Genomic DNA, 20,848 nt, shown 5'->3' on the forward strand with positions numbered 1-20,848 from the left:
ATCCGAGTAATCAGCCAGCGATCTGACCAACGAACGGGTTCGCAAAGGTGAAGAACAGAGCGATACCAACACCGATCATGGTTACGGCGTCGAGCAGACCGGCAACGATGAACATTTTCACTTGCAGCATTGGAACCATTTCTGGCTGACGCGCGGCGCCTTCCAGGAATTTTCCGCCCAACAGGCCGAAACCAATTGCGGTACCCAGTGCGCCCAGGCCGATCAACAGTGCAACAGCGATAGCGGTTAGACCAACTACAGTTTCCATCTTTCCTCCCGACTTTTACGTCGTATGGTTTAGGTTTTTTAGATTAAAGCGGTAAAACAAATCGTTTCATCGAGCCCGGTACGGGCCCCTTCCCGTTTGACCGGGAAGGACATCAGACTAGTCGAGACTGGCCTTAATGGTTTTCTTCGTGCGCCATCGACAGGTAGACGATGGTCAGCATCATGAAGATGAACGCCTGCAAGGTGATGATCAGGATGTGGAACACAGCCCACGCCCATTGCAGCACCACGCCCAGGCCGCTGAGCCAGAGCAGGCCGCTGCCGAACATCACAGCGATCAGGATGAACACCAGTTCGCCGGCGTACATGTTGCCGAACAGACGCAGGGCCAGAGAGATAGGCTTGGCGATCAGGGTCACGAATTCCAGCAGGAAGTTCACCGGGATCAGCAGGGCTTGAACGAGGATGTTCTTGCTGCCGAACGGGTGCAGGGTCAGTTCGCCGATGAAGCCGCCGATGCCCTTGACCTTGATGCTATAGAAAATGATCAGTGCGAAAACCGACAACGCCATGCCCAGGGTCGCGTTCGGGTCGGTGGTCGACACGGCGCGGAACGGGATGTGCGCATCGCCGGAGATCAGGATGGCCAGCTGAGGAATCCAGTCGACCGGTATCAGGTCGACGGCGTTCATCAGGAACACCCAGACGAAGATGGTCAGTGCCAGCGGCGCAATCACCGGGCTACGGCCATGGAAGCTGTCTTTCACGCTGCCATCGACGAATTCGACCAATACTTCAACGAAGTTCTGCAGTGCACCAGGCTGACCGGAAGTCGCTTTCTTTGCCGCCATGCGGAAAAGGAAAACGAAGATCAGACCCAACGCGACCGACCAGCCGAGGGTATCGACGTGGAAAGCCCAGAAGCCCATTTCTTTGGCTTCTGCTGCGGTGTGAGCAAAGCCCCAGCCGCCATTGGGTAGCTGACCGAAGGTCAGGTTCTGCAAGTGGTGCTGGATATAGCCCGAAGCGGTTGTCTCTGCCATGGTTGCCTCAAACGCCCTAAGGTCTCGAAAGTCTTGTTCTCATTAGCAGGGGAGCGAACCAGTTGACCATCTGGGTCAATAGGAACACGCCGAATACAGCCAGCGGCGCCAAAGGCTTCACACCTGCAAACGTCAGTGCAAACAGCACTGCCGTCAAAATCAGTTTCCCTGCCTCGCCGGCATAAAAAGACCGGACGATGGCTTGGGCTGCTCGGGCGCCGGAAAACCGAAATGCCCTGTGAGCGAAGTAAATATTGGGAAGCAAGGCTATCAGGCCTCCGCAAAGACCTGAGTATCCGGCGACGACTCCCTTCCATTGCCAAAGCGCCAACGCGGCGATCAGTACAACGACAAGCTGGGCCATCAATACCGGGAAAACTGCCAGACGATGGAACGGCAAGCGGTTTGGCGTGCGTGTTTCCATCGCTTTTGCTCTCCAAGGGTCGGCTGCCGAAATTCAATAACTTGGCATAATTTGTGCCGACAAAATGCGCGCAGAGTATAGGGGCGGTTCTGCCCCTATTCAACCTTCAGGTAGTGATTTCCGACTGCGCGCTACAAGAGCAATTGTTTCAGCGAATGTGCGCAAGCACGCCCTGCAACTCGTCGAGAGAGTTATATCCGATCACCAGCTGACCTTTGCCCTTCTTTCCGTGGCGAATCTGCACCGCAGAGCCCAGGCGCTCGGCCAGCCGCTGTTCGAGGCGAGCGATGTCCGGATCGGTCTTTGGCGCTTCGACAGGGGCCGGTTTACCGCTCAGCCATTGGCGAACCAGTGCCTCGGTTTGGCGCACGGTCAGACCGCGTGCGACAACATGTCGCGCCCCTTCGACTTGTTGATTCTCCGGCAAACCGAGCAATGCCCGGGCATGCCCCATCTCCAGGTCACCGTGGGACAGCATGGTCTTGATGACTTCCGGCAACGCAATCAACCGAAGCAGGTTGGCCACGGTCACCCGGGATTTACCCACTGCTTCGGCGACTTGTTGCTGGGTCAGTTGGAATTCCTGCTGCAAGCGTTGCAGGGCCACGGCTTCCTCAATCGGGTTGAGGTCTTCGCGCTGGATGTTTTCGATCAATGCCATGGCGATGGCGGTCTCATCCGGTACATCGCGGACCATCGCCGGAATGGTCTCTTGGCCAGCCTGCTGGCTGGCGCGCCAGCGACGTTCGCCAGCGATGATCTCGAAACGCCCATTGGCGATCGGCCGGACCACGATCGGTTGCATCACGCCCTGGCTCTTGATCGATTGCGCCAGCTCTTCCAGTGCCTGCGGGTCCATGTCCCGGCGCGGCTGGTATTTGCCACGCTGGATCAGGTCCAGGGGCAAGTGCTGCAATTCGCGCTGGTCAGCCTGCACGGCTTGCTCTTCCAGCGAGCTGACTGTGGGGCCGCTGAGCAGCGCATCCAGTCCACGTCCGAGACCTCGTTTCTTGACGGCCATGGGGTTTCCTTAAGTTGGCTGGGCTGCAGCGATGCGTGGCTGACGACGCTGACGGCGAACCATCTCGCCCGCCAGGGCCAGGTAAGCCAGCGCACCACGGGATTGTTTGTCATAGGCCAGGGCCGGCATGCCGTAGCTCGGTGCTTCGGCCAGGCGGATGTTGCGCGGAATGACGGTGTCGTAGAGCTGCTCGCCGAAGTGCTCCTTGAGCTGGGCCGATACGTCGTTCATCAGGCTCAAGCGCGGGTCATACATCGTGCGCAGTAGGCCTTCGACTTTCAGCTCTGGATTCAGCAACTCGGCGATGCGCTTGATGTTATCCACAAGGTCGCTCAACCCTTCGAGGGCGAAGTATTCGCACTGCATGGGAATAATGACCCCATCGGCAGCCACCAAGGCGTTGAGGGTCAGCATCGACAGCGACGGAGGGCAGTCGATCAGAATGTAGTCGTAGTTCTCGCGGACCGGCGCCAGTGCGCTGCGCAGGCGGCTTTCCTTCATCTGCATTTCCAGCAGCACCACTTCCGCCGCCGTGAGGTCACGGTTGGCCGGCAGCAGCTGATAACCACCGTGTTCGGAAAAATGCATGGCCTGGCCCAAATCGCATTCGCCGATCAGGACGTCGTAGATGGAGTTTTCCAAGCCATGTTTATCCACACCGCTACCCATGGTGGCGTTGCCCTGTGGATCGAGATCGATCAACAGCACCCGTCGCTTGGTAGCGACCAGGGAAGCTGCGAGGTTGATGCAGGTGGTGGTCTTGCCCACACCACCTTTCTGGTTCGCTATCGCGAATACCTTAGCCATTGTTGCTTGTATTCCCAATCATGCCGTGCGGCGCAGTATCAGCAGATGGCGTTGGCCTTGGCAACCGGGTACGGCCAGGGCGTGTTCGCTATCGAGGTGGAAGTCTGCCGGCAATGCTACCAGCTCATCGGCCGGATGAACGCCCTTCATTGCCAGCCAGCGCGTATCGGCATCGCCCAGGTGGCGAGTCCAGTTGCTGAAGTTCTCCATGCTGCTGAAAGCTCGGGAGATGATCCCGTTGAACGGCTCGGCAGGCTGGAACGCTTCGACGCGACTGTGGATAACTTGCAGGTTATCCAGTTTGAGTTCGAGTTTGACCTGGGTCAGAAAGCGGGTTTTCTTGCCGTTGCTGTCGAGGCAGGTCACTTGTGAGTCAGGAAAAAGGATCGCCAGCGGGATGCCCGGCATGCCTCCGCCGCTGCCGACATCCAGCCAGCGCCCTTTTTCGATGAAGGACATGATGCTGAGGCTGTCGAGCAAATGCCGCGAAACCATTTCATCCGGATCGCGCACGGCGGTCAGGTTGTAGGCCTTGTTCCACTTGATCAACAACGCCAGATAAGCCAGCAACTGCGCATGCTGGGCTTCGGTCAGGCTGACGCCGAGCTGACGGGCACCTGTGGATAACTCTTCGGCATGTTGCGAGGTAACCATCGAACTCAAGCGCTTTGCTCCAACTGGCGGCCCGCGCCGCGTTTTTTCAGATGTATCATCAACAGCGAAATCGCCGCCGGGGTGACGCCGGGAATGCGCGAAGCCTGGCCCAAGGTCTCTGGACGGGTCGCACCGAGCTTGCTCTGGATTTCTTTCGACAATCCGGAAATGCCGGTGTAATCGATATCCACAGGCAGCTTGGTGTCTTCGCTGGCGCGCAAACGGGCGATTTCGTCCTGCTGGCGGTCGATATAGCCGGCGTACTTGGTCTTGATTTCGACTTGTTCGGCCACCTGCGGATCCTCGGCACCGTGGCCGGTGACTTCCACCAGCCCGACGTAATCGATTTCCGGGCGGCTCAAGAGATTGAGCAAGTTGTATTCGTGGGCCAACGGCGTGCCGAATTTCACCGCGATAGCATCGCCCTGCTCGGTACCAGGACGAACCCAGGTGCTTTTCAGGCGCTGCTCTTCCAGCTCGATGCTCTCGCGTTTTTTACAGAACGCGGCCCAGCGCACGTCATCCACCAAGCCTAGCTCACGACCTTTCTCGGTCAGGCGAAGGTCGGCGTTGTCTTCACGCAGGATCAGGCGATATTCGGCGCGAGAGGTGAACATCCGATACGGTTCCTGGGTGCCCAGGGTAATCAGGTCATCTACCAGCACACCGATGTACGCCTCATCGCGGCGCGGGCACCAGGCTTCTTTGCCCTTGGAGCGCAGGGCGGCGTTGGCACCTGCCAACAGTCCTTGGGCACCGGCTTCTTCGTAACCGGTGGTGCCGTTGATCTGTCCGGCAAAGAACAGACCGCCGATCGCTTTGGTTTCCAGGCTGTACTTCAGGTCTCGCGGGTCGAAATAGTCGTATTCGATGGCGTAGCCCGGGCGAACGATGTGGGCATTTTCCATGCCGCGAATCGATTGCACGATTTGCAATTGCACATCGAACGGCAGCGAGGTGGATATCCCGTTCGGATAAAGCTCATGGGTCGTCAGGCCTTCCGGCTCGATGAAGACCTGGTGGCTTTCCTTGTCGGCAAAGCGATGGATCTTGTCTTCGATCGACGGGCAGTAACGTGGGCCGACACCTTCAATTTCACCGGCGGCGGAATACATCGGCGAACGATCGAGGTTCGCCGCGATGATTTCGTGGGTGCGTGCGTTGGTATGGGTGATCCAGCAACTGACTTGCCGTGGATGCTGTTCCTTGTTGCCCATGAACGACATCACCGGGATCGGCGTATCGCCAGGCTGCTCGGTCATCACCGAGAAATCCACCGACTTGCCGTCGATGCGAGGTGGCGTACCGGTTTTCAGGCGCCCGACACGCAATGGCAACTCACGCAGACGGTGAGCCAGGGCAATCGACGGCGGATCACCGGCGCGACCGCCGGAAAAATTCTGCAAACCGATGTGGATAAGTCCGCCAAGGAACGTACCGGTGGTCAACACGACGGAATCGGCGAAGAAACGCAGGCCCATTTGCGTGACGACACCGCGCACCTGGTCTTGCTCGACGATCAGGTCATCGGCCGCTTGTTGAAATATCCACAGGTTCGGCTGGTTTTCCAGGATTTCACGGACAGCGGCCTTGTACAAAACTCGGTCGGCCTGGGCGCGAGTAGCGCGCACCGCTGGGCCTTTGCGGCTGTTCAAAACGCGAAACTGGATGCCGCCTTTATCGGTGGCCATCGCCATCGCACCGCCAAGGGCATCGATTTCCTTGACCAGATGGCTCTTGCCGATCCCACCGATAGCGGGGTTGCAACTCATGGCACCGAGGGTTTCCACGTTATGCGTCAACAGCAGGGTTTTTGCGCCCATGCGTGCTGATGCAAGTGCTGCCTCGGTACCGGCATGACCGCCGCCGATGACGATCACTTCAAAACGGGAAGGGAAATCCACCACGCACCTCGTGCCTGTTTTATTCAGGTAATTCGGAAATAGATTTGGGTCGAGTCCTGGGCGGTTTTCGAACCAGGTCGGCAAGTATAGGGACTTAGCACTTCCTAAAGAACCCTTTGCACAAAATTTAACCAGCTGTGGAGAACTGGCGATTAAATAAATAAAAAAGAGAGAAATTTATAAAACCTTTGTTTTTATGTTTATTCTTACTGAGCCACAAATCTGTGGATAAAGTTTTGTAAGCCTTTATTTACGCTGTGTACAGCGATTCAAAACCCTGTGGTCATGTGGCCAGGAGAGGCTTGGATAACCGGTGTAAGCCTGTGGATTAAAGGGATTGTTATCCACAGACACGGTTATCTTCAGCTTTTGAGGCGGTTTATCAACCGGCCTCAATGGCAGTTATTCACAGGCCTTAATCCACAGAAAACGGCCGCTACGGAGCCGCGGTAGCGTCCACAGGCAAGCCGCCATCAAGGGCAATCGGTTTAAAAAAAGACAGGGAGGACCGGGTTTGCGTTGCGCTCGATAGGTTTCGAGGGCAAACCCGGTGTTAAGGCGGGCTATTTACCGATGCAGAAGCTGGAAAAGATCCGGCCCAGCAAGTCATCGGAGCTGAAAGCCCCGGTAATTTCCCCTAGGGAATGTTGTGCCTGACGCAGGTCTTCGGCCAACAACTCGCCAGCCCCCGCCAAGGTCAGCTGCGCGCGACCGTGTTCCAAGGCAGCGCTGGCATGGCGCAACGCTTCCAAGTGTCGCCGGCGAGCGCTGAAGCTGCTTTCCGAGGTCTGCTCATAGCCCATGCAAGCCTTGAGGTGCTCGCGCAGCAGTTCCAGTCCTTCACCCGCCGACTTTGCGCTCAGGCTGATGATCACATGACCGTCCTCGCTGACTTCGAGGGCAATCGCCTCCCCGGTCAGGTCGGCCTTGTTGCGAATCAAGGTGACTTTCGCTGGGTCTGGGCGGACTTCGAGGAATTCGGGCCACAGCGCGAATGGGTCGTCTGCTTCTGGCGCGGTGGCATCCACCACCAACAATACCCGGTCAGCTTCCCCGATGGCCTTGAGCGCACGTTCAACGCCGATTTTTTCCACCTGGTCATCGGTGTCGCGCAGACCTGCGGTATCAACCACGTGGAGCGGCATGCCGTCGATGTGGATATGTTCACGGAGAATGTCCCGGGTAGTGCCGGCAATTTCCGTCACAATGGCTGCCTCGCGACCAGCAAGCGCATTCAACAAGCTGGATTTGCCCGCGTTTGGCCTTCCAGCGATCACCACGGTCATCCCATCACGTAACAGAGCACCTTGCCCTGCCTCACGCAGTACTGTGGATAACTCTTCGCGAACCTTGTCGAGCATGCCCAGCACGTGGCCATCGGCGAGGAAGTCGATTTCTTCCTCCGGAAAGTCGATTGCAGCTTCGACGTAGATGCGCAGGCCAATCAATTGTTCGGTGAGGTTATGCACGCGCAGGGAAAAAGCGCCCTGCAACGAACGCAATGCGTTGCGTGCGGCCTGTGCAGAACTGGCTTCGATCAGATCGGCGATGGCTTCGGCTTGGGCCAGGTCGAGTTTGTCATTGAGAAACGCTCGCTCACTAAATTCTCCTGGCCGTGCCAGTCGGCAACCCAGTTCCAGGCAGCGCTTGAGCAGCATGTCCAGAACCACGGGACCGCCGTGGCCTTGCAGCTCCAGCACATCTTCGCCGGTGAATGAATTCGGCCCAGGGAAATACAAGGCCAGGCCTTCGTCGAGCACTTGCTGCTCGGCATCGAGAAACGGGCCGTAGTGAGCGAACCTCGGCTTGAGTTCGCGACCGCTGATGGCCTTGGCCGCTACACTGGCCAAGGGACCGGAGATACGAACAATGCCAACGCCGCCGCGACCTTGGGCGGTGGCGACAGCAGCGATGGTTTCACGCGGAGCACTCATAAACCGGTATCCAGACAAAAGTGACAGATAGCAAAACGCCCCACTAGGGGGCGTTTTGTGTGGTTATCCACAGAGCAAGTTACGCCTCGGCTTTTTTCGCAGCCGCTTCGATCTTACGCGTGATGTACCACTGCTGGGTGATGGACAACACGTTGTTCACAACCCAGTACAGCACAAGACCCGCTGGGAACCAGAGGAAGAAGAAGGTGAAGATAATCGGCATCATCTTCATGACCTTCGCCTGCATCGGATCCGGAGGTGTCGGGTTCAACTGTTGCTGGATGAACATGGTCGCGCCCATGATGATCGGCAGGATGAAGAACGGATCCTTGATCGACAGGTCGGTAATCCACAGCATGAACGGTGCCTGACGCATCTCCACGCTTTCCAGCAGAACCCAGTAAAGCGCGAGGAATACCGGCATCTGTACAAGAATCGGCAAGCAACCACCCAGCGGGTTGATCTTCTCTTTCTTGTACAGCTCCATCATGGCCTGGGACATTTTCTGCCGATCATCGCCATGTTGCTCTTTCAGCGCTGCCAGTTTCGGCGCCACGGCACGCATGCGCGCCATGGATTTATAGCTGGCCGCCGACAGTGGGAAAAAGATCCCCTTGATCAGCATGGTCAGGAAAATAATCGACCAGCCCCAGTTACCGACGATGCTGTGGATATGTTGCAGCAGCCAGAAGATTGGCTGGGCAATGAACCACAGGAAACCGTAATCCACAGTCAGTTCCAGGCCTGGGGACAACTCCTTGAGCACAGCCTGGCTTTTTGGCCCGGCGTACAGGATGGCGCTGGTTTCGACTTTCGCACCTGGCGCGGCGGTCAGCGCCGGGCCGGTGTAACCGACGATGTAGTTGCCTTTGCTGTCTTTACGCGTCTGGACGAGGTTGTTTTCGCCTTTCTGCGGAATCCACGCGGTTACAAAATAATGCTGCAACCAGGCAACCCAGCCACCTTGGACGGTTTCCTTGAGCTGCGCCTTGTCCATGTCTTTCATGGACACTTTCTTGTACGGCTCCGAACTTGTCCACAGGGCCGCGCCCAGGTAAGTCGCGGTGCCGGTGGCGGTGCTGGAAGAAGGATCATCACTGGCGTCACGCTTGAGCTGCGCAAACATCGCGCCAGACCACGGTTGGGCGCTCTGGTTGTCGACCAGGTAAGTCACAGTCACGTCATACATGCCGCGCTTCAGGGTGAAACGCTTGATGTAATTGACGCCATCCTTGCTGAACTTCAGGTCGGCGACCAGTTGGTCCTGACCGTCAGCCAGTTGATAAACCTTCTTCTCCGCCGAATAAACCGGACGACCGGCCGGGTTGGCATCGGGACCGTTGGCGCCGATCAGGCCGCTTTGGGCCAGATAGGTGCGCTCGTTACCGTTGTCGAACAACTGGAACGGGATTTCCGGATGGTCCTGGCGACGCGGATACAAAGGCAGCTTCAACTGGGCGACATCGCCACCTTGTGGATCGATTGCCAGCTCGAGCACGTCGGTCTTGATCTGAATCAGGTCCTTGCTGGCCGCCACGGGGGCTTCGGCTGGAGCACTGGTGTCGCTTGCCGCGCGCGGGACATCGTCATTGCTGGCGGTGCTACTGCCAGTTGCTGTATCCGGCAGGCTCGGTGCGGTATTGCTGGCTGCAACATTCTGAGTCGGCAGGGCAGCCTGACCGTAGTCCTGGTTCCATTTAAGGACCATGACATAGGACACGATTGCCAGGGCGACGATCAGGATCGTGCGTTTGATATCCATGATTACTCGGCCATCGAAGAAGAACGGGAGGTAGGGATAGGCGGAACCGGGTCATAACCGCCGGGATTCCACGGATGACAGCGACCTAAACGACGAAAGGTCAGCCAGCCACCGCGCAGAAGGCCATGATTTTCTATGGCTTCATACGCGTAGCAGGAACAACTGGGGTAGAAACGACAGTGGCTGGCCATCAGAGGACTAATGGCGTAGCGGTAAAACTGGATCGGAACGAGTGCCAGTTTACGCATCGGTACTGTCTACCCCTACAGTTTCGGTGTTGACTGCCGGTGCTGGCTTGTTACGAGCCAGGCGTTTCCAGAGCTTGCCGAAATGCTGAATCAATTCGGGGTTTTCTACATCACCCAAACCTTTGCGCGCGACGATAACAATGTCCCAGCCGACCAGTGAATCCTGGTTCAGGCGAAACGATTCGCGCATCAGACGTTTGAGGCGATTGCGCTGAACGGAGAGCTTTACGCTCTTTTTCCCGATAACCAGCCCGAGTCGGGGGTGATCGAGATCGTTACTGCGCGCAAGGAGCAGGAGATTTTTCCCCGGAACCTTGCCGGTAGGGGAGTCAAAGACTGCCTTGAAATGCCGGGGGGTAAGCAGACGCTTTTCCCGACTGAAGTCCTGACTCACCTCCAGTGCCGGATTATCAAACTGCCAGACGCGCACGACCTTTGGCGCGACGACGCGACAGGACGGCACGACCGTTCTTGGTAGCCATGCGAGCACGGAAACCGTGGGTACGAGCGCGTTTGATAGTGCTTGGTTGGAAAGTACGTTTCATGTCGTGTTACCTGGTTCGTCCACAACGGGCCGGAATGGCCCCCGTTTTAAGAGACCGGGGATTCTAGAGAAAGCAAGCCTCTAGGTCAATTTCCAACCAGCGTTTCCTTTAAATAGATATCCAGGCGCTTTGGGAGGATTCATCACGCTGCGCTAGATATAGAAATAAAGAAGGGAATTATTTAAAGCTTTTCTGTAAAGCTTATAAAAGCAAGGCCGGCCTTCGTCTGTGGATAACTTAGCTCAGCCCTTGTTTTATGGGGCGTACAGAGAATGACAACTACAGGGGAAAGCGGTGGCATCCCTGTGCTGCACTGTCGGATAAGCTGTGGGTGGAATAGGTATTTATCCACAGGGCGCTTATCCACTGACTTTAACCCCCAGTTGTGCAACGGCCTTAGGGCGGCTTATCCACAGGGCTTAGCTGCCGACCGCCCGTCGCCTTTCTCATGGGTAAGGCGTTGATAAATCATGGTCGTTGAGCAACCTCTATGTGGATAAGTGAACGACTGATCGCTACAATGTCCGCTTGTTTTTGCCTCACCGGCTTTCGACTTAGGGGATATCCGTGTCAGTGGAACTTTGGCAGCAGTGCGTGGAGCTTTTGCGCGATGAGCTGCCTGCCCAACAATTCAACACTTGGATCCGTCCACTACAGGTCGAAGCCGAAGGCGACGAGTTGCGTGTCTATGCACCGAACCGTTTCGTTCTCGACTGGGTCAACGAAAAGTACCTGGGCCGGGTCATGGAACTGCTCGACGAGCATGGCAACGGCATGGCGCCCGCGCTGTCGTTATTAATAGGCAGCAAACGCAGCTCGGCGCCGCGGGCGGCTCCCAATGCGCCACTGGCCGCCTCTGCGTCCCAAGCCCAGGCTGCCGCCGCGCCAGTCAACAACCATGCCGCGCCGGCACCCACGCCTACTTCAAGCAAACGCAACGCACAAAAAACCGCCGAGGTCAGCGAAGAACCCTCAAGGGACAGCTTCGACCCCATGGCGGGTGCAAGCTCCCAGCAGGCCCCGGTACGGGCAGAACAACGCACCGTTCAGGTAGAAGGTGCGCTCAAGCACACCAGCTATCTGAACCGCACCTTTACCTTCGAAAACTTCGTCGAGGGTAAGTCCAACCAGCTGGCCCGAGCGGCGGCCTGGCAAGTGGCGGATAACCCCAAGCATGGCTATAACCCGCTCTTCCTTTATGGCGGCGTAGGCTTGGGTAAAACCCACTTGATGCACGCTGTGGGCAACCATCTCCTGAAGAAGAACCCGAATGCCAAGGTCGTCTACCTGCATTCGGAGCGTTTCGTGGCCGACATGGTCAAGGCGCTGCAACTGAACGCCATCAACGAGTTCAAGCGTTTCTACCGTTCGGTGGATGCTTTGCTGATCGACGATATTCAGTTCTTCGCTCGCAAGGAACGTTCACAGGAAGAGTTTTTCCACACCTTCAATGCATTGCTTGAAGGTGGCCAGCAGGTCATTCTCACCAGCGACCGCTACCCGAAAGAGATCGAAGGCCTGGAAGAACGTTTGAAGTCGCGTTTCGGCTGGGGCCTGACGGTAGCCGTCGAGCCACCGGAGCTGGAAACCCGGGTCGCGATCTTGATGAAGAAGGCCGACCAGGCCAAGGTCGAGTTGCCTCATGACGCGGCTTTCTTCATCGCCCAGCGTATTCGCTCAAACGTGCGTGAGCTTGAAGGCGCACTTAAACGCGTTATCGCCCACTCGCACTTCATGGGCCGCGATATCACCATCGAGCTGATTCGCGAATCGCTGAAGGATCTGTTGGCGCTTCAGGACAAGCTGGTATCTGTGGATAACATTCAGCGCACCGTTGCTGAATACTACAAGATCAAGATTTCCGATCTGCTATCGAAGCGCCGTTCGCGATCGGTGGCGCGTCCACGACAGGTGGCCATGGCCTTGTCCAAGGAACTGACCAACCACAGCCTGCCGGAAATCGGCGATGTGTTTGGCGGCCGCGACCATACGACGGTGCTGCACGCCTGCCGCAAGATCAATGAACTTAAGGAATCCGACGCGGACATCCGCGAGGACTACAAGAACCTGCTGCGTACACTGACCACTTGATGACCACCAGCGCAGCTTATTAAGGCAAGGGACTAGACCATGCATTTCACCATTCAACGCGAAGCCCTGTTGAAACCCCTGCAACTGGTCGCGGGCGTTGTCGAACGCCGCCAGACCTTGCCGGTACTTTCCAACGTGCTGCTGGTTGTCGAAGGCCAGCAATTATCGCTGACCGGTACCGACCTGGAAGTCGAACTGGTTGGTCGTGTCCAACTCGAAGAGCCGGCCGATCCAGGCGCCATCACGGTGCCGGCGCGCAAGCTGATGGACATCTGCAAGAGCCTGCCGAACGACGCGCTGATCGATATCAAGGTCGACGAGCAGAAGCTGGTGGTCAAGGCGGGGCGTAGCCGCTTTACTTTGTCGACCCTGCCGGCGAATGATTTCCCGACCGTTGAAGAAGGCCCAGGCTCGCTGACTTGCAGCCTTGAGCAAAGCAAACTGCGTCGCCTGATTGAGCGCACCAGTTTCGCCATGGCGCAGCAGGACGTGCGTTATTACCTCAACGGCATGCTGTTGGAGGTTTCCGCCGGTATCATCCGCGCCGTGGCCACCGATGGTCACCGCCTGGCGATGTGCTCGATGCAGGCCGATATCGGTCAGCCGGACCGTCATCAGGTGATCGTACCGCGCAAAGGCATCCTTGAACTGGCGCGCCTGCTGACTGAGCCCGACGGCAACGTCAGCATCGTGCTGGGCCAGCATCACATCCGTGCGACCACGGGTGAATTTACTTTCACTTCGAAGCTGGTAGACGGCAAGTTCCCGGATTATGAACGTGTGCTGCCCAAAGGTGGCGACAAACTGGTGCTGGGTGACCGGCAGGCACTGCGCGAAGCCTTCAGCCGAACGGCGATTCTGTCCAACGAGAAGTACCGTGGCATTCGCCTGCAATTGGCCAATGGTCAGCTGAAGATCCAGGCGAACAACCCGGAGCAGGAAGAAGCGGAAGAAGAAGTAGGTGTGGACTACAACGGTGGCTCTCTGGAAATCGGCTTCAACGTTAGCTATTTGCTCGACGTGCTGGGCGTAATGACCACTGAGCAGGTACGACTGATCCTGTCTGACTCCAACAGCAGTGCGCTGGTGCAAGAGTCCGATAACGACGATTCGGCCTACGTTGTCATGCCGATGCGTCTGTAATCAGAATCAGCTAGATGTCCTTAAGTCGCGTCTCGGTCACCGCGGTGCGCAATCTGCACCCGGTGACCTTCTCCCCTTCCCCCCGCATCAATATCCTTTACGGCGCCAACGGCAGCGGCAAAACCAGCGTCCTGGAAGCCGTGCACCTGCTCGGGCTTGCCCGTTCGTTTCGAAGCAGCCGTCTGTTACCGGTCATCCAGTACGATCAAGTTGCGTGCACGGTGTTCGGACAGGTGGAACTGGCGGAAGGTGGCCACAGTGCCCTGGGGATCTCGCGGGACCGGCAAGGCGAGTTCCAGATCCGCATCGATGGGCAGAATGCCCGTAGCGCCGCGCAACTGGCAGAGATCCTGCCGCTGCAGCTGATCAACCCGGATAGCTTCCGACTGCTGGAAGGCGCGCCGAAAATTCGTCGGCAGTTTCTCGATTGGGGCGTGTTCCACGTGGAACCACGCTTCATGGCGACTTGGCAGCGCTTGCAGAAGGCGCTGCGCCAGCGAAACTCTTGGCTACGACATGGTACACTTGACGCCGTTTCACAGGCGGTTTGGGACAGGGAACTGTGCCAGGCCAGCGCTGAAATTGATGAATACCGCCGTGCTTACATCAAAGCCTTGAAACCGGTCTTTGAACAGACCTTGAGCGAACTGGTTGAGCTTGAGGGCCTGACGCTCAGCTATTACCGAGGTTGGGACAAGGACCGGGAGTTGAGTGCCGTATTGGCTGGCTCGCTTCAGCGTGATCAGCAGATGGGCCATACCCAGGCCGGACCACAACGTGCAGACTTGCGTCTCAGATTCGGCGCACACAATGCCGCGGACATTTTGTCCCGAGGCCAGCAGAAACTGGTGGTGTGTGCCTTGCGTATTGCCCAGGGACATCTGGTCAGCCAGGCCCGTCGCGGTCAGTGTATTTATCTGGTGGATGACTTGCCGTCCGAACTGGACGAAGCCCACCGCCGCGCGCTGTGCCGCTTGCTGGAAGACTTACGCTGCCAAGTGTTCATCACTTGTGTAGACCACGAATTATTGAGGGAAGGCTGGCAGACGGAAACGCCAGTCGCTCTGTTCCACGTGGAACAGGGCCGTATCACCCAGACCCACGACCATCGGGAGTGAAGGCATTGAGCGAAGAAAATACGTACGACTCAACAAGCATTAAAGTGCTTAAAGGCCTGGATGCCGTACGCAAACGTCCCGGTATGTACATTGGCGACACCGACGATGGTAGCGGTCTGCACCACATGGTGTTCGAGGTGGTCGACAACTCCATCGACGAAGCCCTCGCCGGCCATTGCGACGACATCAGCATCATTATCCACCCGGATGAATCCATCACCGTTCGCGACAACGGCCGTGGCATCCCGGTAGACGTGCACAAAGAAGAAGGCGTATCCGCGGCCGAGGTCATCATGACCGTGCTGCACGCCGGCGGTAAATTCGACGACAACTCCTACAAAGTATCCGGCGGTCTTCACGGTGTAGGTGTTTCCGTTGTGAACGCCCTGTCCGAAAAGCTTGTTCTTACCGTTCGCCGAAGCGGCAAGATCTGGGAACAAACCTACGTTCACGGTGTGCCTCAGGCTCCGATGGCGATCGTGGGCGACAGCGAAAGCACCGGCACCCAGATCCACTTCAAGGCTTCGAGCGAAACCTTCAAGAACATCCATTTCAGCTGGGACATCCTGGCCAAGCGGATTCGTGAACTGTCCTTCCTCAACTCTGGTGTCGGCATCGTCCTCAAGGACGAGCGCAGCGGCAAGGAAGAACTGTTCAAGTATGAAGGCGGCTTGCGTGCGTTCGTTGAATACCTGAACACCAACAAGACCCCGGTCAACCAGGTGTTCCACTTCAACGTCCAGCGTGAAGACGGCATCGGCGTGGAAATCGCCCTGCAGTGGAACGACAGCTTCAACGAGAACCTGTTGTGCTTCACCAATAACATTCCGCAGCGCGACGGCGGTACTCACCTGGTGGGCTTCCGTTCGGCGCTGACGCGTAACCTGAACAACTACATCGAACAGGAAGGTCTGGCGAAAAAGCACAAAGTTGCCACCACCGGCGATGACGCCCGTGAAGGCCTGACCGCGATCATCTCGGTGAAGGTGCCGGATCCGAAGTTCAGTTCCCAGACCAAGGACAAGCTGGTGTCTTCCGAAGTGAAGACCGCAGTGGAACAGGAAATGGGCAAGTACTTCTCCGACTTCCTGTTGGAGAACCCGAACGAAGCCAAGCTGGTGGTCGGCAAGATGATCGACGCCGCCCGTGCCCGTGAAGCCGCGCGCAAGGCCCGTGAGATGACCCGCCGCAAAGGCGCGCTGGACATCGCCGGCCTGCCGGGCAAGTTGGCTGACTGCCAGGAAAAGGACCCTGCCCTGTCCGAGCTGTACCTCGTGGAAGGTGACTCTGCTGGCGGTTCCGCCAAGCAGGGCCGCAACCGTCGCACCCAGGCCATCCTGCCGCTCAAGGGCAAGATCCTGAACGTCGAGAAGGCGCGCTTCGACAAGATGATCTCTTCCCAGGAGGTGGGCACGCTCATCACCGCGCTGGGCTGTGGCATCGGTCGTGAAGAGTACAACATCGACAAGCTGCGTTATCACAACATCATTATCATGACCGACGCCGACGTCGACGGTTCGCACATCCGCACCCTGTTGCTGACGTTCTTCTTCCGTCAACTGCCGGAGCTGATCGAGCGCGGCTACATCTACATCGCCCAGCCGCCGCTGTACAAGGTCAAGAAAGGCAAGCAAGAGCAATACATCAAGGACGACGACGCCATGGAAGAGTACATGACGCAGTCGGCCCTGGAAGACGCGAGCCTGCACCTGAACGAAGATGCCCCGGGCATTTCCGGTGAAGCCCTTGAGCGTCTGGTGAATGACTTCCGCCTGGTGATGAAAACCCTCAAGCGCCTGTCACGCCTGTACCCACAGGAACTGACCGAGCACTTCATCTACCTGCCGGCCGTTAGCCTGGAGCAGCTGTCCGATCACGCAGCGATGCAGGATTGGCTGGCCCAGTACGAAGTACGCCTGCGTACCGTGGAAAAATCCGGCCTGGTCTACAAAGCCAGCCTGCGTGAAGACCGTGAACGTAACGTCTGGCTGCCGGAGGTTGAACTGATCTCCCACGGTCTGTCGAACTACGTCACCTTCAACCGCGACTTCTTCGGCAGCAACGACTACAAGACTGTGGTATCCCTCGGCGCGCAACTGAGCACGCTGCTGGACGATGGGGCGTACATCCAGCGTGGCGAACGCAAGAAAGCCGTGACCGAGTTCAAGGAAGCCCTTGAATGGCTGATGGCCGAAAGCACCAAGCGCCACACTATCCAGCGATACAAAGGGTTGGGTGAGATGAACCCGGATCAATTGTGGGAAACCACCATGGACCCGAGTTCGCGCCGAATGCTGAAAGTCACCATCGAAGACGCCATTGGCGCGGACCAGATCTTCAACACCTTGATGGGTGATGCGGTCGAGCCTCGTCGTGATTTCATCGAGAGCAATGCGTTGGCGGTGTCTAACCTGGACTTCTGATCCAGCGTGCCCCGCTCAACTAAAAAGGCCAACGCTTATGCGTTGGCCTTTTTTTTAGGCACTCGCCACCGAGGCCTCACTGCCCGCCGCCACACTCTCCAACCGATATCCATAACCGTAAATGGTCAGCAGCTGCCAACCCCGATCCGCCGTCAGCCCGAGTTTGTTGCGCAGGCGATAGATGTGAGTGTCGAGCGGGCGCGACGAGGTCATTTCTTCATGGGTCCAGAAGCGCTCGTAGAAATACTCCCGGGACAACGGCCGGCCCAGGTTGGCGAACAGGCAGCGAGCCAAGCGGTACTCTCGTTCGGTGAGGCTAATGGGAATACCGGCGCGAGTGACGGTCAGCTCAGCGTCGTCGAACTCCAAATCGTTAAACACCAACACGTCACTGGCCGGGGCGCGTTGCAGGTTGTGGCGCCGCAGCACCGCAGTGACTCGTGCCTTGAGTTCGTTGGGCCTGAAGGGTTTGCTCACATAGTCGTCGGCGCCGGCGTTGAGGGCCTGGACGATGTCGTGCTCGCCGTCGCGGCTGGTCAGCATGATGGCGGCCGGTGGCGAATCCATGTGCTCGCGGGTCCAGCGCAGCAGCGAAAGCCCACTTATGTCCGGCAATTGCCAGTCAAGAATCAACAAGTCGAAGGTTTCCCGGCGCAATTGCCGCAGCAGGTCTTCGCCTCTTTCAAAGCGGTGCAGGGTCCAGGTTTGTTCTCCCCTGCCCGGTATTTGTTGAAGCGTGTGTTCTACCCGGCGCAGTTCGGCCGGTTCATCATCCAGAATGGCGACTCGCATGGAATGCGATTTCCTTGATCTCGAAAATAACGGACATCTCAGGAGGTAACGCAACCTTCCTCCTGTCGCTGCTGCGACAATACCGGCTCGTGGCCCAGAGGGAAAGGCAGCAGCGCACCACCCATCGAGTCGGCTATAGTCTTGGGCTTCCTGCCTGTCGGTACGCCGCATGATGCATCACGCAATCTACCTCCTTGTGTTCAGCCAAGGTGCCTATGACTAATCCACGTCGTCGTGAAAGCCGTGAACCCACCCAAGTGCAACGATTGTTTCGACAATTGGTGCGTGAGTGGTTGTGGATAAGTGTGATTTTGTTGCCCCTGACAGCGCTGCTTTCGTTTTCTATGCAACCCACTCGCAGTGGGCCAGTCGGCGCCTTGCTGTCAGCCTGTCTGGTTGGCGTTGTATTGGGCCTGCTGTTGTGGCGCCCTCGCCTTGCCATGGGAACGACGCTAGCGGGGATGGGCGTAGCCCTGTTGATCGGCGCGCTGGTGGATGCGTGGGATTGGTGGTGGTCACCGGTGTCCAGTTTATTGGGAATGCTGTTTGGCTATCTGATCTGGAACTGGCGACGTCTGAGTGTAGTGCTGGCTTATTTTGGCTGGGAACTGGCGCGCCTGGATGCGGAGCCGAAGGTATTTCCGGAGCGTCGTCGGGCCTCTTACACCGGCACTGATCGTTTGCAGGGACAAATCATGGCATTGGAACAGGCCATGAGCCGGACGCGGGATACGCGTCGCTTTATTGCGGATGGCCTGGAATATTTGCCCGTGGCCACCATGATCAGCGATCCGCAGGGCAAGATATTGCTCGGCAACCGCAAGGCTCGCGAGTTGTTCGGTCATGCTTTGGCGGGCGGCGACGTGCTGGAGGAATTGGCTCGGCTGGGCTATCCGGCATTGGCGCACTCCCCTGTCCACCGTTTGTCCACGTTGCCGCTGGTAGAATTTCGCGACACTCGCGAGCGCAGCCTACGCCTTGAGAGGGCCGCGCTGTTACCGGCTGACAATGACGTTCCCGTGGGCTGGTTGCTGAGCCTGACCGACTTGAGTGCCGAGCGTGAAGCCGAAGAGCAGCGCAGCGTGATGCTCCGGTTCCTGTCACATGACCTGCGCGCGCCTCACTCGGCCATCCTGGCATTGCTCGATGTGCAGCGGCATGAGGCCGACTTGGAGAATCCATTATTCGACCAGATCGAACGCCAGGTGCGCCGCGCCTTGGACCTGACGGACGGTTTTGTGCAGTTGGCCAAGGCTGAATCCGAGACCTACCAATTTCGGCCTACGCTGTTCGCCATGCTGATTCTGGATGTGATTGACCAGGCGTTGCCGATCGCACAGGCAAAAAATATCCAGTTGGAGCACGAGCTGGACGATGAAGAAGCCATGGTCAGTGCCGATCAACCCTTGCTCACCCGGGCACTGTTCAATTTGCTCGAAAACGCCATCAAGTACAGCCCGACACAAACGCGCATTTCCCTACAGGTTCGTTGCATGCAGGGTTGGTTGGCGTGTCACGTCGTTGACCAAGGAAAGGGCATTGGCGGCGAAGAGCTGCCGGATTTGTTCATCCAGTACCGGCGCTTCTCTTCCGCCCATGGAGTGGATGGCATCGGTTTGGGTTTATCGATGGTGAAGGCGGTAGTGGACCGTCATGGTGGGAATATAGAGTGTCGCAGCGTAGTAGGCGAAGGGACCACCTTCAGTTTGCGGTTTCCGCTGTTGAACGACTGACTGGAAATCCCAGTCTGCGGCGATACCGCAGACCGCGCTCCTTTACGAGGCTGTAAAAACTTATGCACCTTTACGGCTGTTTTATATCTTTAGTAAATATGTAATAAAAACAAGATGTTATGGAACAAAAGTAACGGAATCAGACGAAACGGTACACAGGTTATCCACAATTTTCAGACGGCAACCTTGTCCGTCGTTGCGGGCGCAGCAGGCGCTGGAGGCAGTGAACCGAGCTCCCGTTGGGTCTGTTCATTCCACGCCTGTACACGGTCGTTCAGTTCGGCTACGGCGCGAGGCCCGCTGCCCTCGGCATACATCGGCGGGCCAATCACTACGGTGATAATCCCCGGCGTCCTGAGCCAGCCCGTCTTGGGCCAGAATTTTCCCGCATTGTGTGCAATTGGCAGCACCGGCAGGCTTGCGTTCACCGCCAATGCGGAACCGCTACGGGAAAACTTGCCAATCGTGCCATAAGGCACACGCGTGCCCTCCGGGAAGATCAACACCCAGACGTGATCCTTGAGCAATTCATCGCCTTTTTGCGCGACCTGCTTGAGTGCAACCTTGGGGTTGTCACGATTAATGGCGATCGGGCGCAGCATCGCCATTGCCCAGCCAAAAAACGGCACGAACAACAACTCACGCTTGAGCACTTGGCTCAAAGGTTCAAAGTAGGCCGAGAGAAAGAAGGTCTCCCAGGTGCTTTGGTGGTTGGACTGGATGACGCACGGCCGGTCAGGCACGTTCTCGGCGCCTTTGACTTCATAGCTGATGCCCAGGAACACCTTGCTCAGCCATAGTGCGCAACGACACCAGTACACATTGATGAAACGGTAGCGCGCCTTGAACGGCAAGAAAGGCGCGATAAAAAAACTCAGGGAGCACCACAGCAAGGAACTGGTGCCCAACAGCAGGTAAAAGAGAAAGGCTCTGATGGCCTGCAATATCGACATAGCGGCGTTTACCGTTGCGGGCAAT

19 protein-coding genes are annotated in these 20,848 nt (G+C 57.4%); 5 read left to right on the plus strand and 14 right to left on the minus strand.

Annotated features, from left to right (window positions below):
* Positions 1 to 10: 10 nt before the first annotated feature.
* The 12 genes from atpE to rpmH form a co-directional block, all read right to left on the minus strand.
* Positions 11 to 268, minus strand: coding sequence for a F0F1 ATP synthase subunit C (atpE, locus tag J3P95_RS00005; protein ID WP_003097235.1), 258 nt, complete (start codon positions 266 to 268; stop codon positions 11 to 13).
* Positions 269 to 401: 133 nt separating this feature from the next.
* On the minus strand, positions 402 to 1,271 hold the full coding sequence (gene atpB, locus J3P95_RS00010; RefSeq protein ID WP_434559698.1) for a F0F1 ATP synthase subunit A: 870 nt from the start codon (positions 1,269 to 1,271) through the stop codon (positions 402 to 404).
* A 16-nt stretch (positions 1,272 to 1,287) separates the two neighbouring features.
* Complete coding sequence (locus tag J3P95_RS00015) at positions 1,288 to 1,695, minus strand: F0F1 ATP synthase subunit I (protein ID WP_434559700.1); 408 nt, start codon at positions 1,693 to 1,695, stop codon at positions 1,288 to 1,290.
* A 148-nt stretch (positions 1,696 to 1,843) separates the two neighbouring features.
* Entirely contained in the window at positions 1,844 to 2,716 is an 873-nt protein-coding gene (locus J3P95_RS00020; RefSeq protein ID WP_003187197.1) for a ParB/RepB/Spo0J family partition protein, read from the minus strand.
* A gap of 9 nt (positions 2,717 to 2,725) precedes the next feature.
* Positions 2,726 to 3,523, minus strand: a complete 798-nt coding sequence (locus J3P95_RS00025) for a ParA family protein (protein WP_030139029.1) — start codon at positions 3,521 to 3,523, stop codon at positions 2,726 to 2,728.
* An 18-nt stretch (positions 3,524 to 3,541) separates the two neighbouring features.
* Positions 3,542 to 4,177, minus strand: coding sequence for a 16S rRNA (guanine(527)-N(7))-methyltransferase RsmG (gene rsmG, locus J3P95_RS00030; protein ID WP_434581322.1), 636 nt, complete (start codon positions 4,175 to 4,177; stop codon positions 3,542 to 3,544).
* A gap of 5 nt (positions 4,178 to 4,182) precedes the next feature.
* Positions 4,183 to 6,081, minus strand: coding sequence for a tRNA uridine-5-carboxymethylaminomethyl(34) synthesis enzyme MnmG (mnmG, locus tag J3P95_RS00035; RefSeq protein WP_434559702.1), 1,899 nt, complete (start codon positions 6,079 to 6,081; stop codon positions 4,183 to 4,185).
* A gap of 563 nt (positions 6,082 to 6,644) precedes the next feature.
* Positions 6,645 to 8,015: a tRNA uridine-5-carboxymethylaminomethyl(34) synthesis GTPase MnmE gene (mnmE, locus tag J3P95_RS00040; protein ID WP_434579254.1), complete on the minus strand. Its 1,371-nt coding sequence runs from the start codon at positions 8,013 to 8,015 to the stop codon at positions 6,645 to 6,647.
* A 79-nt stretch (positions 8,016 to 8,094) separates the two neighbouring features.
* Complete coding sequence (gene yidC / locus J3P95_RS00045) at positions 8,095 to 9,777, minus strand: membrane protein insertase YidC (RefSeq protein ID WP_434559706.1); 1,683 nt, start codon at positions 9,775 to 9,777, stop codon at positions 8,095 to 8,097.
* A 2-nt stretch (positions 9,778 to 9,779) separates the two neighbouring features.
* The gene (gene yidD / locus J3P95_RS00050) at positions 9,780 to 10,025 is read right to left on the minus strand and encodes a membrane protein insertion efficiency factor YidD (RefSeq protein WP_010465488.1); all 246 of its coding nucleotides are present in this window, start codon (positions 10,023 to 10,025) and stop codon (positions 9,780 to 9,782) included.
* The gene (rnpA, locus tag J3P95_RS00055; protein WP_039593248.1) at positions 10,018 to 10,419 is read right to left on the minus strand and encodes a ribonuclease P protein component; all 402 of its coding nucleotides are present in this window, start codon (positions 10,417 to 10,419) and stop codon (positions 10,018 to 10,020) included. The genes yidD and rnpA overlap by 8 nt, the downstream gene beginning before the upstream one ends.
* Positions 10,420 to 10,435: 16 nt before the next feature.
* Positions 10,436 to 10,570, minus strand: coding sequence for a 50S ribosomal protein L34 (gene rpmH / locus J3P95_RS00060; protein WP_003213577.1), 135 nt, complete (start codon positions 10,568 to 10,570; stop codon positions 10,436 to 10,438).
* 567 nt (positions 10,571 to 11,137) lie between these two features.
* On the opposite strand from rpmH, the gene dnaA reads away from it, so the two are divergent.
* From dnaA to gyrB, 4 genes are read left to right on the plus strand one after another with little or no spacing between them, the layout of a single operon-like run.
* A complete protein-coding gene (gene dnaA / locus J3P95_RS00065) occupies positions 11,138 to 12,661 on the plus strand; it encodes a chromosomal replication initiator protein DnaA (protein WP_434579251.1) in 1,524 nt (507 codons plus the stop codon).
* Between the two features lie 39 nt (positions 12,662 to 12,700).
* Entirely contained in the window at positions 12,701 to 13,804 is a 1,104-nt protein-coding gene (dnaN, locus tag J3P95_RS00070) for a DNA polymerase III subunit beta (RefSeq protein WP_434559710.1), read from the plus strand.
* Between the two features lie 14 nt (positions 13,805 to 13,818).
* The gene (gene recF / locus J3P95_RS00075; protein WP_434579249.1) at positions 13,819 to 14,922 is read left to right on the plus strand and encodes a DNA replication/repair protein RecF; all 1,104 of its coding nucleotides are present in this window, start codon (positions 13,819 to 13,821) and stop codon (positions 14,920 to 14,922) included.
* A 5-nt stretch (positions 14,923 to 14,927) separates the two neighbouring features.
* Positions 14,928 to 17,345 (plus strand): DNA topoisomerase (ATP-hydrolyzing) subunit B, encoded by a 2,418-nt coding sequence (gyrB, locus tag J3P95_RS00080; RefSeq protein ID WP_434559714.1) that lies wholly within the window; start codon positions 14,928 to 14,930, stop codon positions 17,343 to 17,345.
* A gap of 54 nt (positions 17,346 to 17,399) precedes the next feature.
* Here gyrB and J3P95_RS00085 read toward each other — a convergent pair whose 3' ends face one another.
* The gene (locus J3P95_RS00085) at positions 17,400 to 18,137 is read right to left on the minus strand and encodes a response regulator transcription factor (RefSeq protein WP_434579246.1); all 738 of its coding nucleotides are present in this window, start codon (positions 18,135 to 18,137) and stop codon (positions 17,400 to 17,402) included.
* Positions 18,138 to 18,352: 215 nt separating this feature from the next.
* On the opposite strand from J3P95_RS00085, the gene J3P95_RS00090 reads away from it, so the two are divergent.
* Positions 18,353 to 19,870: an ATP-binding protein gene (locus J3P95_RS00090; protein ID WP_434579244.1), complete on the plus strand. Its 1,518-nt coding sequence runs from the start codon at positions 18,353 to 18,355 to the stop codon at positions 19,868 to 19,870.
* A gap of 173 nt (positions 19,871 to 20,043) precedes the next feature.
* Here J3P95_RS00090 and J3P95_RS00095 read toward each other — a convergent pair whose 3' ends face one another.
* The gene (locus tag J3P95_RS00095; protein WP_434559722.1) at positions 20,044 to 20,823 is read right to left on the minus strand and encodes a lysophospholipid acyltransferase family protein; all 780 of its coding nucleotides are present in this window, start codon (positions 20,821 to 20,823) and stop codon (positions 20,044 to 20,046) included.
* Positions 20,824 to 20,848 lie beyond the last annotated feature (25 nt).

It is taken from the genome of Pseudomonas sp. Z5-35 (assembly GCF_051131945.1).
In the GTDB taxonomy this organism is placed as follows: domain Bacteria; phylum Pseudomonadota; class Gammaproteobacteria; order Pseudomonadales; family Pseudomonadaceae; genus Aquipseudomonas; species Aquipseudomonas marvdashtae.

What these genes read in the sequence shown, in the direction of transcription:
- atpE (WP_003097235.1), bottom strand. Translation starts at nt 268, where the DNA reads ATGGAAACTGTAGTTGGTCTAACCGCTATCGCTGTTGCACTGTTGATC.
- atpB (WP_434559698.1), bottom strand. Translation starts at nt 1,271, where the DNA reads ATGGCAGAGACAACCGCTTCGGGCTATATCCAGCACCACTTGCAGAAC.
- J3P95_RS00015 (WP_434559700.1), bottom strand. Translation starts at nt 1,695, where the DNA reads ATGGAAACACGCACGCCAAACCGCTTGCCGTTCCATCGTCTGGCAGTT.
- J3P95_RS00020 (WP_003187197.1), bottom strand. Translation starts at nt 2,716, where the DNA reads ATGGCCGTCAAGAAACGAGGTCTCGGACGTGGACTGGATGCGCTGCTC.
- J3P95_RS00025 (WP_030139029.1), bottom strand. Translation starts at nt 3,523, where the DNA reads ATGGCTAAGGTATTCGCGATAGCGAACCAGAAAGGTGGTGTGGGCAAG.
- rsmG (WP_434581322.1), bottom strand. Translation starts at nt 4,177, where the DNA reads ATGGTTACCTCGCAACATGCCGAAGAGTTATCCACAGGTGCCCGTCAG.
- mnmE (WP_434579254.1), bottom strand. Translation starts at nt 8,015, where the DNA reads ATGAGTGCTCCGCGTGAAACCATCGCTGCTGTCGCCACCGCCCAAGGT.
- yidC (WP_434559706.1), bottom strand. Translation starts at nt 9,777, where the DNA reads ATGGATATCAAACGCACGATCCTGATCGTCGCCCTGGCAATCGTGTCC.
- yidD (WP_010465488.1), bottom strand. Translation starts at nt 10,025, where the DNA reads ATGCGTAAACTGGCACTCGTTCCGATCCAGTTTTACCGCTACGCCATT.
- rpmH (WP_003213577.1), bottom strand. Translation starts at nt 10,570, where the DNA reads ATGAAACGTACTTTCCAACCAAGCACTATCAAACGCGCTCGTACCCAC.
- dnaN (WP_434559710.1), top strand. Translation starts at nt 12,701, where the DNA reads ATGCATTTCACCATTCAACGCGAAGCCCTGTTGAAACCCCTGCAACTG.
- recF (WP_434579249.1), top strand. Translation starts at nt 13,819, where the DNA reads ATGTCCTTAAGTCGCGTCTCGGTCACCGCGGTGCGCAATCTGCACCCG.
- J3P95_RS00085 (WP_434579246.1), bottom strand. Translation starts at nt 18,137, where the DNA reads ATGCGAGTCGCCATTCTGGATGATGAACCGGCCGAACTGCGCCGGGTA.
- J3P95_RS00090 (WP_434579244.1), top strand. Translation starts at nt 18,353, where the DNA reads ATGACTAATCCACGTCGTCGTGAAAGCCGTGAACCCACCCAAGTGCAA.
- J3P95_RS00095 (WP_434559722.1), bottom strand. Translation starts at nt 20,823, where the DNA reads ATGTCGATATTGCAGGCCATCAGAGCCTTTCTCTTTTACCTGCTGTTG.